Source organism: Flagellimonas sp. 389 (assembly GCF_018449435.1).
Classification (GTDB): Bacteria; Bacteroidota; Bacteroidia; order Flavobacteriales; family Flavobacteriaceae; genus Flagellimonas.
The window spans coordinates 97,147-114,030 of the sequence record NZ_JAHCMU010000002.1 but is presented as its reverse complement, the minus strand read 5'-3'; the positions used below and the strand labels follow the sequence as shown (position 1 = coordinate 114,030).

General features: G+C 38.2%; 18 protein-coding genes. 9 read left to right on the top strand and 9 right to left on the bottom strand.

The window, feature by feature from the left end; all coding sequences use genetic code 11:
- Position 1 precedes the first annotated feature (1 nt).
- From KIM67_RS02175 to recA, 3 genes are all read right to left on the bottom strand, one after another.
- A complete protein-coding gene (locus KIM67_RS02175; protein WP_163417062.1) occupies positions 2–532 on the bottom strand; it encodes an RNA polymerase sigma factor in 531 nt (176 codons plus the stop codon).
- A gap of 28 nt (positions 533–560) precedes the next feature.
- On the bottom strand, positions 561–998 hold the full coding sequence (locus tag KIM67_RS02170; RefSeq protein ID WP_233759253.1) for a hypothetical protein: 438 nt from the start codon (positions 996–998) through the stop codon (positions 561–563).
- A gap of 96 nt (positions 999–1,094) precedes the next feature.
- Positions 1,095–2,102 carry a recombinase RecA gene (gene recA, locus KIM67_RS02165; protein ID WP_163417061.1) on the bottom strand — a complete coding sequence of 336 codons (1,008 nt, stop codon included), beginning with the start codon at positions 2,100–2,102 and terminating at the stop codon, positions 1,095–1,097.
- A 291-nt stretch (positions 2,103–2,393) separates the two neighbouring features.
- Here recA and KIM67_RS02160 point away from each other — a divergent pair, with 291 nt between their 5' ends.
- The 8 genes from KIM67_RS02160 (at position 2,394) to KIM67_RS02125 (ending at position 10,196) form a co-directional block, all read left to right on the top strand.
- Entirely contained in the window at positions 2,394–3,425 is a 1,032-nt protein-coding gene (locus tag KIM67_RS02160; RefSeq protein ID WP_213829732.1) for a rhodanese-related sulfurtransferase, read from the top strand.
- Between the two features lie 100 nt (positions 3,426–3,525).
- Positions 3,526–4,683 (top strand): regulatory iron-sulfur-containing complex subunit RicT, encoded by a 1,158-nt coding sequence (locus tag KIM67_RS02155; protein ID WP_213829731.1) that lies wholly within the window; start codon positions 3,526–3,528, stop codon positions 4,681–4,683.
- Complete coding sequence (locus KIM67_RS02150; protein WP_213829730.1) at positions 4,673–5,161, top strand: gliding motility lipoprotein GldH; 489 nt, start codon at positions 4,673–4,675, stop codon at positions 5,159–5,161. The genes KIM67_RS02155 and KIM67_RS02150 overlap by 11 nt, the downstream gene beginning before the upstream one ends.
- Before the next feature lie 3 nt (positions 5,162–5,164).
- The gene (locus KIM67_RS02145; protein ID WP_213829729.1) at positions 5,165–7,489 is read left to right on the top strand and encodes a transglycosylase domain-containing protein; all 2,325 of its coding nucleotides are present in this window, start codon (positions 5,165–5,167) and stop codon (positions 7,487–7,489) included.
- 99 nt (positions 7,490–7,588) lie between these two features.
- Positions 7,589–8,290 (top strand): CoA transferase subunit A, encoded by a 702-nt coding sequence (locus KIM67_RS02140; RefSeq protein WP_213829728.1) that lies wholly within the window; start codon positions 7,589–7,591, stop codon positions 8,288–8,290.
- A gap of 52 nt (positions 8,291–8,342) precedes the next feature.
- Positions 8,343–8,675 (top strand): four helix bundle protein, encoded by a 333-nt coding sequence (locus KIM67_RS02135; RefSeq protein WP_298867256.1) that lies wholly within the window; start codon positions 8,343–8,345, stop codon positions 8,673–8,675.
- 36 nt (positions 8,676–8,711) lie between these two features.
- On the top strand, positions 8,712–9,365 hold the full coding sequence (locus KIM67_RS02130) for a 3-oxoacid CoA-transferase subunit B (protein ID WP_213829726.1): 654 nt from the start codon (positions 8,712–8,714) through the stop codon (positions 9,363–9,365).
- 315 nt (positions 9,366–9,680) lie between these two features.
- Positions 9,681–10,196, top strand: coding sequence for a GNAT family N-acetyltransferase (locus tag KIM67_RS02125; RefSeq protein WP_213829725.1), 516 nt, complete (start codon positions 9,681–9,683; stop codon positions 10,194–10,196).
- On the opposite strand, the gene KIM67_RS02120 is transcribed toward KIM67_RS02125, so the two are convergent.
- Positions 10,185–10,496 carry a hypothetical protein gene (locus KIM67_RS02120; protein ID WP_213829724.1) on the bottom strand — a complete coding sequence of 104 codons (312 nt, stop codon included), beginning with the start codon at positions 10,494–10,496 and terminating at the stop codon, positions 10,185–10,187. The two genes, KIM67_RS02125 and KIM67_RS02120, sit on opposite strands and share 12 nt — an antisense overlap.
- 121 nt (positions 10,497–10,617) lie before the next feature.
- Here KIM67_RS02120 and KIM67_RS02115 point away from each other — a divergent pair, with 121 nt between their 5' ends.
- On the top strand, positions 10,618–11,358 hold the full coding sequence (locus KIM67_RS02115; protein WP_313788419.1) for a helix-turn-helix transcriptional regulator: 741 nt from the start codon (positions 10,618–10,620) through the stop codon (positions 11,356–11,358).
- Between the two features lie 18 nt (positions 11,359–11,376).
- Here KIM67_RS02115 and KIM67_RS02110 read toward each other — a convergent pair whose 3' ends face one another.
- From KIM67_RS02110 to KIM67_RS02090, 5 genes are all read right to left on the bottom strand, one after another.
- A complete protein-coding gene (locus KIM67_RS02110; protein ID WP_371815652.1) occupies positions 11,377–12,522 on the bottom strand; it encodes a methionine aminotransferase in 1,146 nt (381 codons plus the stop codon).
- Positions 12,512–13,018: a very short patch repair endonuclease gene (locus KIM67_RS02105; protein WP_250149117.1), complete on the bottom strand. Its 507-nt coding sequence runs from the start codon at positions 13,016–13,018 to the stop codon at positions 12,512–12,514. Before KIM67_RS02105 ends, KIM67_RS02110 begins: the two co-directional genes overlap by 11 nt.
- Positions 13,019–13,055: 37 nt before the next feature.
- Positions 13,056–14,816: an ATP-binding protein gene (locus KIM67_RS02100; protein WP_213829721.1), complete on the bottom strand. Its 1,761-nt coding sequence runs from the start codon at positions 14,814–14,816 to the stop codon at positions 13,056–13,058.
- Positions 14,813–15,931: an FIST signal transduction protein gene (locus tag KIM67_RS02095; protein WP_213829720.1), complete on the bottom strand. Its 1,119-nt coding sequence runs from the start codon at positions 15,929–15,931 to the stop codon at positions 14,813–14,815. The genes KIM67_RS02100 and KIM67_RS02095 overlap by 4 nt, the downstream gene beginning before the upstream one ends.
- A 201-nt stretch (positions 15,932–16,132) precedes the next feature.
- Positions 16,133–16,879, bottom strand: a complete 747-nt coding sequence (locus tag KIM67_RS02090; protein WP_213829719.1) for a succinate dehydrogenase/fumarate reductase iron-sulfur subunit — start codon at positions 16,877–16,879, stop codon at positions 16,133–16,135.
- Positions 16,880–16,884 lie beyond the last annotated feature (5 nt).

The following is a 16,884-nucleotide window of genomic DNA, read 5'->3' as shown; positions in this document are numbered from 1 at the left end:
TTTAAGCAATGTTTATATTTTCTTTTTCAATTTTTTCCCTCAAAATCATTTTAGCCCTAGCTAAATTTGATTTTGAAGTCCCAGTGGATGTCCCTAGCATCTCACTTATTTCTTTATGGCTGTAACCATCCAAAACATAGAGGTTAAAAGTTAACCTGTATTTATTTGGCAGCTGTTGAATATGTCCCAGCAAAGCAGAAAGACTAATATCTGCTTGTTCGGTATCAACCTCTATTTCTTCACTAATATTTTCAGAAACAACATTTAAGTGTTGTTCTTTTCTGTACTTCTGAAGCACCGTGTTCACGGTAATCCGTTTTATCCACCCTTCAAAGGAACCATTGTGGTTGAACTGATCTATTTTGTTGAAAATGGTCATAAAACTGTCGTGCAGATTATCTTCTGCTTCAGTCTTATTCTTGGAATATTTTAAGCACATCCCAAAAAGAACCCCGGAATATTTCCTATATAGTTCAGCCTGTGCCTTTCTTTTCCCTTTCTTACAATTATGTATCAGTTCTTCAAGATCCAAATGTTGGTTAATTTTGGATTATTGACAATCAGTTCGTTGATTCTGCATCCACTGGAATAATATACTCCAGATAGACTGCCTCGTCATTATCATTGGTGCCTGCGTAAAACCTAAACGTGTACTCTCCTGTAAAGATTACATTAAATCTAAAAATGGCTTCCACTTCCTCAACAGCTTGCGCACAAGCTGTTTCATCGGTCAAAACTGTGCCGATCATAGCAATGTTACGTTCGGTCTGAGCCGTTTTTACAACATCATAACCTTCAAAAAATGTACAGGAATCCGGCCTTAAATACGTAACTTCAATATCGTATGTTCGGTTTAGTTCAAAAGACTCCGGAACATTGGCTTCCAACACTGTCAGAGTCGTAAAATGAAAGTTTGGCGTGTCATCATCCAAATCGCACGAAATGAAGAAAGTAAAAACCCCTAGCAGAAGAAATAATACAATTCCCTTTTTCATCATTAAAAATTCTTTTTTAATCTTTAGATGAATAGTGGCGCCAAGGGTTGCGTAGGATTTTCACAACCTATGGTTAAAAGGGTAAAAGTATATTACAGTTTAAGCGTTTACCGCGGCAATGGCTTCTTTAATTTTACCCTCAAGTTCTTCTGCAAGTTCTGGATTATCTGCCAACAGCGACTTAACGGCATCCCTACCTTGTCCAAGCTTGGTATCCCCATAGCTAAACCAAGAACCACTTTTCTTTACAATTTCGTAGGCTACCCCTAAATCAAGAATCTCTCCTATTTTGGAAATTCCTTCCCCATACATAATATCAAACTCAGCAGTTTTAAAAGGAGGAGCAACTTTGTTTTTTACTACTTTGACCCTTGTTTTGTTCCCTAACACATTTCCTTCTGTGTTTTTTATTTGTGTTGACCGCCTAATATCCAATCGTACGGAAGCGTAAAACTTAAGTGCATTACCACCTGTAGTAGTCTCGGGATTCCCAAACATGACCCCAATTTTTTCTCGTAATTGGTTAATAAAAACCACGGTACAATTTGTTTTGCTTATGGTGGAGGTAAGTTTTCGTAACGCTTGTGACATTAAACGTGCATGCAACCCCATTTTGGAATCTCCCATTTCCCCCTCAATTTCACTTTTTGGGGTAAGGGCTGCCACAGAATCGACAATAACAATATCAATGGCACCAGAACGGATTAGGTTATCTGCAATCTCCAAAGCTTGTTCACCATGATCAGGTTGGGAGATAATAAGATTGTCGATATCTACACCTAATTTTTTGGCATAGAAACGATCAAAAGCATGTTCAGCATCAATAAACGCTGCAATACCGCCATTTTTTTGTGCTTCGGCAATAGCATGTAGCGTCAATGTAGTTTTACCAGAAGATTCAGGTCCATAAATTTCTATGACCCTACCTCTGGGATAACCACTTACGCCCAAAGCAATATCAAGTCCTAACGATCCAGAAGGGATTACTTCAATATCTTCAACGACACTATCTCCCATTTTCATGACAGCACCTTTACCGTAGGTTTTGTCCAGTTTATCCAATGTAAGTTTTAGTGCTTTTAGTTTTGCTTCTTTTTCGTTGCTCATCGTTCTTTTATTAGGATGGCTAAATTACCATTTCTTTCTTCATGCTACAAAAAGGCAAGCAACCTTTTTGAATGGACAGTATCTTATTTACACTAACTCATGCGAGCAAAGAACAGGTTTGTTTTTTTCCATTTCAATAAACCCGTACCACATGCAAAAGGGAAATTTGCGCTATGAAAAGAGCTTGGGTAGTGTAAAAGGGTTCCTTAAAACTAGGAGCCCTATTCTTTTTTACTGAATTGGAATTTTTACCTTTGCCACCATCTTTTAACTTAAAACTATTGGTATAGCATGCAACTGTACAATACACTAAGTGCAAAAGAGAGGGAAAAACTTATCGAAGATGCCGGTAAAGACCGGTTGACCATCTCTTTCTATAAATATGCACAGATAAAAAATCTAGAAATCTTTAGGAACCATTTATTCATTCATTGGGATAAACTGGAAGTTCTAGGTAGAATTTATGTGGCCCACGAAGGTATAAACGCACAACTTTCGGTTCCTGCGGAAAACTTTGAATTGTTTAAAAAACATCTGGACAGTATTGTTTTTCTAGAAAAAGTCCGATTAAATATTGCTATTGAGCAGGATAACAAATCGTTCTTGAAACTCAAGGTAAAGATTCGTGAAAAAATAGTTGCGGATGGATTGAACGATGCTTCTTTTGATGTTACAAACAAGGGAATACATGTGGGAGCGGAACAGTTCAACGAACTTATTGAAGACCCGGATACCATTCTGGTGGACATGCGCAATCACTATGAAAGCGAAATAGGACATTTTAAAAATGCCGTAACACCAGATGTGGATACCTTTAGGGATTCGCTGGACATCATTGAAAAAGACCTTGCAGAACATAAGGATGATAAAAAATTGGTGATGTACTGTACAGGGGGTATACGGTGCGAAAAAGCCAGTGCCTACTACAAGCACAAAGGCTTCAAAAATGTATACCAATTGGAAGGAGGGATTATTGAATACACTAGACAAGTCAAGGCTCAAAGTTTAGAGAATAAGTTTTTGGGCAAAAATTTTGTTTTCGACCATAGAAGAGGGGAACGTATTTCGAGCGATGTTATTTCTAATTGCCATCAATGTGGGGAACCCTGTGATGAACATGTAAACTGTGCAAATGAAGCTTGCCACCTACTGTTTATACAATGTGAAAAATGTGCAGAAGCCATGGGTGATTGCTGCTCCTCGGAATGTAAAGAAGTACACCAACTACCTTTTGAAGAACAAAAACGACTGCGCAAGGGCAAAAAAGCAAGTAACAAAATTTTTAAGAAAGGACGCTCAGAGGTCTTGCGCTACAAAAAGTAGTATTTCGCTTCTGAAACAAATTATACTATCTTTACGTTTAGTTATTTATAAACCCTTTTTAGAGAAATAGTAGTCATTTCTTTAAATCAAGATATAAAATATGGGATGTAGCAGTTGTTCAACCGGCAAGGATGGACAACCGCGTGGTTGCAAGAACAATGGTACTTGTGGCACTGATGGTTGTAATAAGCTGACCGTTTTTGATTGGCTTTCCAATATGTCGCTACCCAACGGTCAAAAACCTTTTGATTGTGTTGAGGTTCGGTTCAAGAACAGTAGAAAAGAGTTTTTTAAGAATACCGATAACCTTCATCTTGCTATCGGTGATGTAGTGGCGACCCAAGCCAAGTCTGGTCACGATATAGGAATAGTTACGCTTACAGGGGAATTGGTGAAAGTGCAAATGAAAAAAAAGAAGGTTGCACACGATGAAGCCATTCCCAAAATCTACAGGAAAGCCTCACAACGCGATATAGATATTTGGCAAAAGTGCCGTAACAAAGAACCTGAAATTCAAAAACGTTCAAGGGAAATAGCTATTTCCTTGAAGCTGCAAATGAAGCTTAGCGACGTTGAATTTCAAGGAGATGGCTCAAAGGCAACGTTTTATTACACTGCAGAAGACCGTGTAGATTTTAGACAGTTGATTAAAGATATGGCCAAGGCTTTTAGCATTCGCATAGAAATGCGACAGATAGGCTATCGCCAAGAGGCACAACGCTTGGGGGGAATAGGTTCTTGTGGTCGCGAGCTTTGCTGTTCCACATGGCTTACCGATTTTAGGTCGGTCAGTACAGCCTCGGCAAGGTATCAGCAATTGGCGTTAAACCCTCAAAAATTGGCAGGGCAGTGTGGAAAGCTAAAATGTTGTCTCAATTACGAGCTGGATATGTATTTAGAGGCATTGAAAGATTTTCCATCACAGGACAGTAAGCTCTTAACACAAAAGGGCATAGCTTTTTGTCAAAAAACGGATATTTTCAAACAAACACTTTGGTTTTCATATAAAGATGACCCCGCTACGTGGCATGCACTAGATAAGGATCACGTACTTGAGATTTTGGAAATGAACAAAAAGAATGAAAAGATAGCCAGTCTGGAAGAATATGCCCAAGATAATGTGAGCGAAGAAAAGCTAGCTTTTGAAAATGTGGTGGGCCAAGATAGCCTTACTCGATTTGATAGACCGAAGAAAAAGAAACGAAATAATAAAAAGAGAAGAAAAAATAAACCAAAAGCGTCTTCCAATGCACAATAAATTATACGTTGCCTTGGTTTTAGTCTTAAGCTTGGCATCTTGTAACAATGCGCTCGTCTTCTCTGACTATAAAGCCTTAGAAAACGGGACATGGAACATAGATAACCCCATAAGCTTCGAATTTTCAAAATTGGATTCCTTACAATCGCATAACATGTTCATAAACATTAGGAACGATAATACATTTCAGTTCAACAACCTTTTCTTGATTACAGAAATGGAACATCCTAGTGGTAATGTTGTTAAAGATACACTAGAATATAAAATGGCCAACCCTACCGGCGAGTGGTTGGGCAAGGGTATTGGAAGCGTTAAGGAAAACAAGCTTTGGTATCAGGAAAAAATCGTTTTTCCAGATTCGGGCGTATATAGGGTACGTATTTTACATGCCATGCGAAAAAATGGAGACGTGGATGGTCTTTATGCACTGGATGGCATAATCGATGTTGGTTTGGAAATTGAAAAAAGTACGCAATAAAAAATGGCAAAAGCGAAGCAAAAAAAGCAAAAGAGCTTTTTTCCCTACATTAAATGGTTTTGGATTCTTTTTGGATCAGGAGTCTTATTGGTTCTATTGATTTTCCTATTGGCCTCTTGGGGAGCCTTTGGAACGATGCCCACTTTTGAACGTTTGGAAAATCCCGAAACAAATTTGGCTACAGAATTTATTTCATCTGATGGCGAAACGTTGGGGAAACTCTATTTAAATGATAATAGAACTCCGATAGCATACCAAAATTTACCAGAAAACTTGGTGAATGCATTAGTAGCTACCGAAGATGCCAGATACTATGACCATTCTGGTATTGATGCAAGGGGAACGGTGAGGGCTTTAGCCTTTTTAGGCTCAAGAGGAGGAGCTAGTACCATCTCCCAACAATTGGCAAAACAGTTGTTTACCGGACAAGCTGCAAGGGGATGGCAACGCTATACCCAAAAGATAAAGGAGTGGGTCATTGCTGCTCGGTTAGAACGAAATTATACCAAAGAAGAAATCATAGCTATGTATTTCAATATCTATGATTTTGGATATGCAGCGGATGGAATACGGTCAGCCGCAAGGATTTATTTTGGAAAGGAACCTTCAGAACTAAAGATAGAAGAATCAGCTGTTTTGGTGGGAATGCTGAAGAATTCATCCCTCTATAATCCAATCAGGAGAGAAGAACTGGTGCTCAACCGAAGAAATACGGTCTTGGGTCAAATGGCCAAGTACGATTACATCACGGAAAAAGAAAAAGATTCGCTTCAGCAGCTAAAGATGGACATCAATTTTAATCCAGAATCGCATAAAGAAGGGTTGGCTACCTATTTTAGAATGTACTTGCAGCAATATTTAAAAGTTTGGGTAGATAAAAACCCAAAACCAGATGGTGAAAAATACAATATCTATTTGGATGGATTAAAGGTGTATACAACAGTAGATTCCAAAATGCAGAAGAATGCGGAAGACGCCGTAGAAGCTCATATGAAAAATTTGCAAGCAGAGTTCTTTAATCAAAATACACCAGATAGAAATAAAACAGCTCCGTTTTTGGATTTAACCTCTTTGGAAATTGATAATATCATGGAGCAAGCCATGAAGAATTCCCCAAGGTGGAAGTCCATGAAGCGAGAAGGAAGTTCAGAAAAAGAAATCAGGGAGTCGTTCACGAAAAAAACGGAAATGACCGTTTTTGACTGGAACAGCAATTCCTACGAGAAGGATACCATTATGACTCCAATGGATTCTATCCGATACTATAAAACATTTCTTAGAACGGCCATGATGTCCATGGAGCCGCAAACAGGTCATGTAAAAGCGTGGGTCGGAGGCGTGGATTACAAGCATTTTCAGTATGATAATGTGTACCAAGGCGCAAGACAGGCCGGCTCAACGTTTAAACCTTTTGTGTATGCAGCGGCCATTGATCAGTTGCGGTATTCCCCTTGTGATAAGTTGCCGGACAATCAATACTGCATTGAACCGGAAAAACATGGAAACCCAGATGCTTGGTGCCCCAAAAACTCCGATGGAAAATATTCTGGCGAAGATATTACCCTAAAAAGTGCATTGGCCAATTCGGTTAATACGGTTACCGCCCAGTTAATAGATAAAGTAGGACCGGCGTCTGTTGCTTCCATAGCTAAAAACATGGGGCTTACCAAAGAGATTCCTGAAGTGCCTTCCATTGCACTGGGAACACCGGATCTAAGCGTATATGAAATGGTAGGTGCCTATGGGACTTTCGCCAATCAGGGAGTTTATGTAAAACCTGTGATGGTCACACGAATAGAAGATAAGAACGGTACCGTGCTGTTTGAATACACGCCAAAAACAAAAGATGTATTGAGCAAAGATGTAGCCTATGCCATGGTCAATTTAATGGAAGGTGTAACCCAATATGGTTCTGGTGGACGGCTTAGACATTCATTCGCCAAAAACCAAACGGTCTATAAAGAAATCATTACCGGTTATCCATACGAATTAACGAACCCTATTGCAGGTAAAACGGGAACTTCACAAAACCAAAGTGATGGGTGGTTTATGGGTATGGTACCCAATTTAGTTACCGGAGTTTGGGTTGGGGGAGATAACAGGTCAATACATTTTAAAAGAACATTGTACGGGCAGGGAGCTTCAATGGCATTGCCAATTTGGGCCTTGTACATGAAGAAGAATTATGAGAACGAAGAACTAGGTGTTTCCAAAGGAGCTTTTGAAAAACCGGATAACTTATCCATCAATGTGGACTGCACAAAAGTACTCCAAGACCTAAAAGATGATTTGGATACCGAGGACGATTTAGAGGATGTTGGATTTTAGTTAGAGCTTTTTACAAAAAACTTTGCCCTAAGATGTGCCAATATCTTGGGGCTTTTTTATTTATATCGTAATTTCAGACGATAAGAAAAAATCGTATAGATGATTAAAAAAACGGTTCCAGATGTAAGAGCGGCAGTAGCAGGTGTTGCGGATGGAATGATATTTATGTTAGGGGGCTTCGGGCTCTGTGGAATTCCAGAAAATGCAATTTCAGAATTGGTACGGCTGGGAATTAAAGATATTACCTGCATTTCCAATAATGCTGGGGTAGATGATTTTGGACTGGGTCTTCTTTTGCAAAAACATCAAATAAAGAAAATGATTTCCTCATACGTGGGCGAAAATGATGAATTTGAGCGACAGATGTTAAGTGGGGAACTCGAAGTGGAACTTACTCCCCAAGGCACCTTGGCCGAAAAGTGTAGGGCCGCACAGGCTGGATTTCCGGCATTTTATACGCCTGCAGGATACGGAACCGAAGTAGCAGAGGGAAAAGAAACAAGGGAGTTTGATGGAAAGATGCATGTACTGGAACCTGCCTATAAAGCAGATTTTTCGTTCGTAAAGGCCTGGAAAGGTGACGAAGCGGGGAATCTTATTTTTAAGGGTACGGCCCGTAATTTTAATCCGTGTATGTGCGGGGCGGCAACGATTACTGTAGCTGAAGTTGAGGAATTGCTTCCTGCGGGAAGTCTTGACCCCAATGAAATCCATGTTCCTGGCATATTCGTACAACGAATTTTTCAAGGGACAGGCTACGAGAAAAGGATTGAGCAAAGAACTGTTCGCATTCGTTCTTAATGTAAAAATGGATTAATGTGCAAATGAATAAAAAGGCAATGCAGCAGTTGAAATATCAATTAGCTTTTCATTAATGGTTATTGAGTTTTGTGAACTCTTAGAAGAGAAAAGAAAGTTTTTGGTTGCCAACCAATTGCTAAAATCAGGAACCAGCATAGGTGCAAATATTCATGAAGTACAAAATGCTGAAAGTAGAATCGATTTTATACACAAAATTAAAATTGCCTTAAAGGAACTTGAAGAGACCAAATATTGGTTGATTTTATGCGAAAAGTCGAACAACTATCCTTTTGAAAAGAGATTGAAGGAACAAGCAGATGAATTAAGCTTAATCTTATACAAAATTGTAAGCACCAGCAAGAAAAATTTACAGAAGAGGAATTAGTATATTTTCAAATTAAAAAATTACTACATTAAAATTATGCTTGATAAAAACGGAATAGCAAAACGAATTGCACAAGAGGTGAAAGATGGGTACTATGTAAACCTGGGGATAGGGATTCCTACCTTGGTCGCTAATTTTGTGCGGGAAGATATAAGTGTGGAATTTCAGAGTGAGAACGGCGTTTTGGGCATGGGTCCCTTTCCGTTTGAAGGTGAAGAGGATGCAGATGTCATCAATGCAGGAAAACAGACGATTACTACATTGCCCGGAGCTTCTTTCTTTGATTCCGCCACCAGCTTTGGGATGATTAGGGGGAAACATGTAGACCTTACTATTTTGGGAGCTATGGAAGTGGCGGAAAATGGAGATATCGCTAACTGGAAGATACCTGGAAAAATGGTCAAGGGAATGGGTGGTGCAATGGATTTGGTAGCTTCTGCCGAAAACATTATTGTGGCCATGATGCATACAAACAAAGCAGGAGTATCAAAATTGCTCAAAGAATGTACGCTTCCGTTAACAGGAGTAGGCTGTGTAAAAAAAATAGTTACCAATCTTGCTGTGCTGGAAGTTACTCCGGAAGGGTTTAAACTTTTGGAAAGAGCACCCGGTGTTTCGGTAGAAGAAATAGCCAAGGCAACAGCAGGAACACTGATTGTTGGGGGCAATATTCCCGAAATGAACATCTAGTTTAAACCGATAAGTTTGTTCACAACAAAAAAGTATCGTTACACAACAAATTTTTTCGATGAAAGTTTCATTCCAGTATATTTGGTATTGTAATTTTTTTTACCCAAATTAATACCTTAAAACATTTTACCATGGCAAACCAAACTAAATTGGATGAAAATATCCAAGTTTACAGAAACGACTTCTTCACCGGATTTATGCTGTTGATAAAAAAGCTTTTTATGCTTTAATAGCGATAACACGAAAGAATTTGAGAGCCGACAATTTGTTCGGCTCTTTTTTTTTTGAATATTTTAGGGCAGAAAATGACTTGTAATGAACTTGAATTTGCGTAAGTGCACAAAAGCAGATTTGGATACATTGATAACAATTTCCAAAGAAACTTTTGCCAATACGTTCAGAGAGGGCAATAAATCGGAAGATTTAAAGGGCTATATAACCAATGCATTCGATAAATCTAAAATCCTTTCTGAATTAGAAAATGAGAACTCGACTTTTTATTTTGTCTATAAGGATGAGGTTTTGGCGGGCTACTTCAAACTAAACCAAAAAGAAGCTCAAACAGATATCAATGATGCAGCATCCATAGAGGTAGAACGAATTTATGTGGTCAATACGCACCAGGGCAAAAGCATTGGAACATGGATGATGCATAGCATTATTGAACTGGCAAAGAATGAGCGTAAAAACTATATTTGGTTGGGCGTCTGGGAGCACAATACAAAAGCCATTGAATTCTATGAAAAACATGGGTTTGTAAAATTTGGAACCCACTCCTTTATCATTGGAACAGATAAGCAAACCGATTGGCTGCTACGACTAGACCTTTAAAAGGTTATCCAAAAAAAGAATATCCCCCTCAGCCTGAAGCTTGTAAGCAATTGAGTTTTCATAAGCAGCATGAATTAACAACGATATAGCTTTTGCATTAGATTTTGTTAAACTATTGGTTCTGTACACCACATCACGTATAGTAGAAAAACTAACATTGCTCCTTATGGCTATGTTGGCAAAATCATCTTTAGATGCATTTCTACGAAGGATTATGGCAAGTCTCTCATCAATTGGTTTTCCGTAGTCTTCTTCTAAAAAAATGTTGTCACTATTTATCACAAGACCAAAGTTTTTCATAGCACCCATATTCAATAATTTATACGTTTTATAATTATTTTACTGGGGTCAAGTCCTATTTTCTATATTTGGTTTGTAATTCAATTACAGAAATATAGTTCATCGCTGCGCATATTTTTGTATGCGTAATAATACTACACAATATAGTAATAATATGTACGCTATAAAGCATTTAAGGAGTAAAAAAAATATGAGCCAATCAGATTTGGCCAAAGAGATTGGCGTAAGCCTAAGAACAATACAGCTTTATGAAAAAAAGAATGCAAATATTCCCATAAAAAATCTTACAAAAATCGCTGCTTTTTTTGATTTAAGTATTGCAGAGTTGTACTTGCAAGAAGTTAACGAAAGTGAGGTAACCTACACCAAAAGACAACCTTTTACCAAAAAAGGGAGTGTTTTTTATCCTTTGGACCATGGTAAGCATCTAGTAATGGTTCCGTTAGTGTTGACGGAGTATCAAAAAGCGTTTTTAGATGATTTGGCAGAAAATGCTCAAGATAACGACACCTTTCAAACAGGTTTCATTGTTGATTTTTTGCCAGAAGAAAACCTTAGGGCATTTGAAATTACAGGGGATTCCATGAATGATGGTAGTATTGATGCCATTCCAAATAAAGCAGTTGTCCTAGGTCTAAAACTAAAGAATAACCAACTCGTAAAAACCGATGGCACTTTATGGAATACTGCCTACATGCTCGTTTGTAAAGATAGAATTATCTGTAAATGGGTTACAGGTATTGATAGTGGAAAGAAAACCATGTACTGTCAGAATCTAAATAAATCTCCGGAATACCAAGATTTTGAACTATCCTTAGAAGATGTCTTACAGGTATATAAGGTTGTTAAAAAGCAGATTTAACTCGCTGTACGACATATGCTATCTAATAGTGTTCAGTATTTGAGCGGCTTGGTCTAGAACAATTTCAGTCTTTGCAAAGCAAAAACGCAGTTGTCTATCATCCCTTGCATCCAAATTAAAAACGGAAACAGGAATACTAGCAAGTTTATGGTCCCTAATCAGCTTTTCTGCAAATATGATATCCTTTTCATCCGTTATTTCAGAATAATCCAATAATTGAAAGTAAGTTCCAGATGACGGGATTACCTTAAATTTAGAATCTTTGATAGCCTTTAAGAAATAATCTCGCTTTGTCTGGTAAAAAGAGTTCAGACCAAGATAATGTTTAGGGGTTTTTAAGTATTCGGTCAATGCTTTTTGCATGGGATGATTTATACAGAATACATTGAACTGGTGCACTTTTTGAAACTCTTGCATCAAAGCTTTTGGGGCTACACAATAGCCAACTTTCCAGCCAGTAACATGGAATGTTTTTCCAAAGGAAGAGCAAATAATACTACGCGATGCCAAATCTGGAAATCTAGCTGCGCTCTGATGTTCTTCACCATCAAAAACAATGTGTTCATAAACCTCATCACTTAGTAAAATGATGTTAGTACTTTTTAGGATTTCTTGAAGCTGAAGCATATCACTTTTAGACCAAATGGTTCCTGTAGGATTATGCGGTGTATTGATAACCACCATTTTTGTTTTTGGCCCAATAACAGATTTAAACGTATCCCAGTTCATTTTGAAGTCAGGACCTTCTAACTGTATAGGAACTATCTTGCCACCAAAAAGTTCGATAACGGGTTCGTAGCAATCGTAAGCAGGTTTTAGGACAATTACTTCATCATCTTGTTGAACAAAAGTGGAAATCGAAGTAAAAATTGCTTGCGTAGCACCAGCCGTGATGGTTATTTCATATTCTGGATGATACGACTTTCCATGTAATTCCTCAATCTTCTCCGATATGGTTTTGCGAAGGGTAAAAGTGCCCTGCATTGGCGCATATTGATTGTGTCCGTTTTTTAGTGCATCTTCAGCTAGCTGTAAAAGTTTTGGGTCTGGGCTAAAATCTGGAAAACCTTGCGATAGATTGACCGCCTTGTACTCATTGGCCAACTTACCGATGTAGGTAAATATATTAGTGCCTATATTGGGCAATTTTGAACTAGTTTCTATCATGCTCTTGATGATTTTCTATGTAGAAGATTACTTTTTGTAGGCAAGCTTTCAGGTTCTTTTTGACCTCACTTTCCCAAAACCGGAATACGGTATATCCTAAATGTTTCAATGCTTCGTTAACTTCCTTGTCCCTTTGAATATTCCGTTCAATTTTTGGAATCCAGAATTCGCGGTTGGTCTTTATCTTGGTTTTTCGTTCTTCCCAATTATGGCCATGCCAATATTCCCCATCGATAAAAATGACAGTTTTGTATTTATTTAAAACAATATCAGGTTTCCCTATTAGCTTTTTATAATCAATTCGATATCGATAACCAGCGGCCCAAAGCGCTTTTCTAAAGGCAAGTTCGGGTTTGGTGTTCTTGCCCCTGATCTTGCTCATGATCTTGGAACGCTGGGGAGTAGTATAAAATCCGGCTTCCTCGTTAAAACGGGGGACTTTTATACGTTCTTCGGGATAGTTTTTGGGCATAGTCCAAGATAGCAAAAACATAAATGAAATGCTTATCCTATATAGGAGAAGTAAGGTATTACAATATTTTAGATGACAGTGATTTTATACGTTTTAAGGTTTGATGAAGCTCGATAGGATCAAAAGGCTTGCTTATATGCCCATCCATTCCGTATTTGCGAATATCATTTTGCACGTCGGCAGGAGGTGATGCGGAGAGTGCTATAATAGGAATATCCAGATTATGTGGGTTTGTGGATTGGCGTATTCTTTTTGCAGCTTCATAGCCGTTCATAATCGGCATTTGCAAATCCATTAAAATAAAGTCATAATTTTTCTGTTTCGCTTTTTCAACAGCAATGCTTCCGTTTTCAGCAATATCAAAATTGACCTTCCATTTAGAAAGAAATTTTTTGATGACCAAAATGTTCAATGCGTTGTCTTCGGCAACCAAAACAGAAATACCGTCTAGTGCGGTAAGGTTGGAGAGTTCAGGTTTGGCCCCATTCTTTTTGGAACTGGAACCGTCATGTATTTTGAGGTCAAGCGTAAATGAAAAAGTAGTTCCTTCCCCAGTAGCACTTTGGAGACTCAAATTGGTATCCATAATTTGGAGCAGTTTTTTACAAATGGCCAAACCAAGGCCAGAGCCCCCAAACTTTCTGGTGGTATTCGAATTGGCCTGGACAAAGGCATCAAATATACTATCTTGTTTTTCTACTGCTATACCGATACCCGTATCAATAATATCAAACTTAATTTTAATATTTTTTTGATTTTTTTGAAGCTGCTGTACCTTTAGAGTCACTGAACCTTTTTCTGTAAATTTTATTGCGTTGCCGACCAAGTTGGTTATGATTTGCGAAATACGAACAGAATCACCTATAAGATATCTTGGCAAAGTGTTATCCCGTTCAATATAAAACTTGATATTTTTTTCTTTTGCCATGCTTCCAAAGGTGCTTTCTGCCGCGTTTAATATATTCTCAAGACTGAATATGGACTTTTCCAGCACAATGTTGCCACTTTCTATTTTATTGAAATCCAGAATATCATTTACAAGACCAACTAAATGCTCAGATGAATAGTTGAGTGCTGTAAGGTTCTCTATTTGGGATTCTTTGGGATTCTCCAAAAGCAGCAAATGGCTAATGCCGATAACGGCGTTCAACGGCGTTCTTATTTCATGGGAAATGGTAGACAAAAATTCATCCTTTGCCTTATTGGCCTTCATTTCTTTGTCCTTAGCTTCTATTAAGGCCAACTGGATGTTTTTCTGCTCCGTAACGTCGACAATACTACCAATATATCCTGTAGGATTGTTTTCTTGGTCATGAACGAGCTTTATTGAAACATCTAACCATTTTTTTTCACCATCCCTTGTACGGGCTGTCACAATCTCGTTCAGTTCTTTTATGAGTCCTTGGCTAAGTTTATTTAAAGTGACCCTATCTCTTTCGTCAAGGTTTTCAATGAAATTGGAAAAAGGGTGTCCCAAACAATCGTGTACTTTATACCCCGTTAGTTTTTCCCATGCTGGGTTAAGATATTGCCAATTGCCTATAAGGTCGGTCTCAAAAATGACTTCTTGTATATTATTCGCAACATTTTCAAGTTTACCGGTAATTGCCTCTACATGTTTTTTTAGTTTTTTATTGGTTGAATAGAGTTCTTGGGAACTCATTTCAAGAATATTCTCGAGGTGTGAAAAATCAGCATTGAATTCATGATAGGCTTGGTCAACAAGCGCTAAAAAACCATCAAGTTTTGGATTATTTTCTTTATCCAGCCCCGCTTTCTTTAACTGCCTTTTAAGTAGTCTATGGTAGTTTTGTTTCATTCTGAAAATGTGGTAATGGTCATGGTTTGATTATGTAGTGCGCATGGTGTTGACTTTTTAAAAGGAGCTATTTCTCCATAAGAGTAGAAACCAGTGGTATAGACTTGTTCTCCAAGTACATTGTTTACCGCTTCAATTTCATCTTCTGCCATTTGTTTCAACACAAGTCTCCTACCAACACAACTTATCAAGAATGCAAGTTGGCAATCTTCATCAATACTATTTTTGGTCACTTCTGCCGATTTTTCGGCCCCATCGATCAAACGATCTACATTGGCTTTCATTAAGCGGACATAAGAGCCTTGGTTGATATCGCCTGCAAACGTGAGGCTTTGTTCTTTTTCATCAATGCCCAAAATGGTCCTCACTACAGGAGTTTTGTTATCATCTCCACGCATGCTCAATGGAAATAACAAACCAGAACCCGGTAGGTCTTTTGCTTTATCACCAAGAAAAGATTTGTAGAGCTCTAGGGCAGGCTCTCCGTCCAATTCATAAAGAATGTTATTTTTAGAACGGGTTACCAAACGTTCTAGGCCAAAACTGTCCCATCCGCCTTTTGACCCAAATCCAATTTTAAGGTCATCGCCATAGAAGCCGAGACCAATTACTCTTTTTGATTTGATGTATTTGCTACAGATCAAGAAAGTTTCTTTAAAATCTGCGGCATCACCGGCCAGTCCACCGGTTATAGTAACCGTTTCAGGAGAGTTTTCCTGTAATCCCTTTACCAATTCGGCTCCGTTTACATGCAGACCATCGCTTAACACCATAATATGTCTAAGGTTTTCTGCCTCTAGCCGTTTGTAAAGCTCATGCCCTACTTGATAGCTATCTTGGTTAAAATCATTTAAGTGGATTTCTGCTATATTCAGTGAAGTTTTTTCAAAATGTACGGCCGTAAGTGAAACCGTGCCATCAAAAACATGGTTCCCTAGGATTTCACCTGAGGTAGAGCATCCAAATTTTATGGCATTTGGAAATTTCTCATTCAAGATTTCAATAAAACTCTTCTTATTCTTGAAAGAGGGCGACATAAATAAAAAAATGGCACTTGGATTAAAATCAAGTGTAAAGGATTCCAACTCGGCTATTGTAGCCAAGTTTTTTTGCATAATTTTCATCTTACGGGATAAGGAATTGTTTTAATAACTACTAAATACAGTAGTTTATTATATATTTTTCCTTTAATTGTAAAAAAAAACTTACTTTTTTAAAATGTGAAAGTGTTATTGCTAACCGCTGTTTATCAGTATAATAAATAAAAAAAGCCCGGACTGTGGTAAGTCCAGGCTTAAATTCTTGAGTTTTATAGTTTATCCTTTTACACTTGCAAAAAGATACTCACGGTTCATCCGTGCAATATTTTCCAAAGAAATTCCTTTTGGACATTCAATTTCGCAAGCTCCCGTGTTGGTACAGTTTCCAAAACCCTCCAAGTCCATTTGGCGAACCATATTTTCGACACGCTCGGCAGCTTCTACTTGCCCTTGTGGCAGTAGTGCAAATTGTGAAACTTTAGCAGAAGTAAACAACATGGCACTTGCATTTTTACAAGCGGCAACACAGGCGCCACAACCAATACAAGTTGCTGCGTTAAATGACTTGTCCGCCATATCCTTTTCGATAGGAATTGCATTGGCATCAACAGGTCGCCCAGATGTATTTACGGAAATATAGCCTCCTGCTTGTTGAATTCTATCAAAAGCGGTTCTATCTACAATAAGGTCTTTAATTACAGGAAACGCTTTTGCCCTCCAAGGCTCGATTACGATTTCGTCACCATCATTAAAACTGCGCATATGCAACTGGCAGACGGTAATCATGGAATCGGGTCCATGGGGACGACCATTGATCATCAATGAACAAGTACCGCAGATACCTTCGCGACAGTCGTGGTCAAATTCAACAGGTTCTTCTCCTTTTGAAATCAGCTCCTCATTGAGGATATCCAACATTTCTAAAAAAGACATATCGCTTTCCACACCATTCAGGGTATAATCTACCATTTGACCTTTGGTGGAAGCGTTCTTTTGTCTCCAAATCTTCAAATATAATTTCATAGCTA

What these genes read in the sequence shown, in the direction of transcription:
- KIM67_RS02120 (WP_213829724.1), bottom strand. Translation starts at nt 10,496, where the DNA reads ATGAAAAACTTTGGTCTTGTGATAAATAGTGACAACATTTTTTTAGAA.
- KIM67_RS02160 (WP_213829732.1), top strand. Translation starts at nt 2,394, where the DNA reads ATGCAACTGTACAATACACTAAGTGCAAAAGAGAGGGAAAAACTTATC.
- KIM67_RS02100 (WP_213829721.1), bottom strand. Translation starts at nt 14,816, where the DNA reads ATGAAACAAAACTACCATAGACTACTTAAAAGGCAGTTAAAGAAAGCG.
- KIM67_RS02125 (WP_213829725.1), top strand. Translation starts at nt 9,681, where the DNA reads ATGAACTTGAATTTGCGTAAGTGCACAAAAGCAGATTTGGATACATTG.
- KIM67_RS02115 (WP_313788419.1), top strand. Translation starts at nt 10,618, where the DNA reads ATGCGTAATAATACTACACAATATAGTAATAATATGTACGCTATAAAG.
- KIM67_RS02145 (WP_213829729.1), top strand. Translation starts at nt 5,165, where the DNA reads ATGGCAAAAGCGAAGCAAAAAAAGCAAAAGAGCTTTTTTCCCTACATT.
- KIM67_RS02090 (WP_213829719.1), bottom strand. Translation starts at nt 16,879, where the DNA reads ATGAAATTATATTTGAAGATTTGGAGACAAAAGAACGCTTCCACCAAA.
- KIM67_RS02130 (WP_213829726.1), top strand. Translation starts at nt 8,712, where the DNA reads ATGCTTGATAAAAACGGAATAGCAAAACGAATTGCACAAGAGGTGAAA.
- recA (WP_163417061.1), bottom strand. Translation starts at nt 2,102, where the DNA reads ATGAGCAACGAAAAAGAAGCAAAACTAAAAGCACTAAAACTTACATTG.
- KIM67_RS02155 (WP_213829731.1), top strand. Translation starts at nt 3,526, where the DNA reads ATGGGATGTAGCAGTTGTTCAACCGGCAAGGATGGACAACCGCGTGGT.
- KIM67_RS02105 (WP_250149117.1), bottom strand. Translation starts at nt 13,018, where the DNA reads ATGTTTTTGCTATCTTGGACTATGCCCAAAAACTATCCCGAAGAACGT.
- KIM67_RS02150 (WP_213829730.1), top strand. Translation starts at nt 4,673, where the DNA reads ATGCACAATAAATTATACGTTGCCTTGGTTTTAGTCTTAAGCTTGGCA.
- KIM67_RS02170 (WP_233759253.1), bottom strand. Translation starts at nt 998, where the DNA reads ATGATGAAAAAGGGAATTGTATTATTTCTTCTGCTAGGGGTTTTTACT.
- KIM67_RS02140 (WP_213829728.1), top strand. Translation starts at nt 7,589, where the DNA reads ATGATTAAAAAAACGGTTCCAGATGTAAGAGCGGCAGTAGCAGGTGTT.
- KIM67_RS02095 (WP_213829720.1), bottom strand. Translation starts at nt 15,931, where the DNA reads ATGCAAAAAAACTTGGCTACAATAGCCGAGTTGGAATCCTTTACACTT.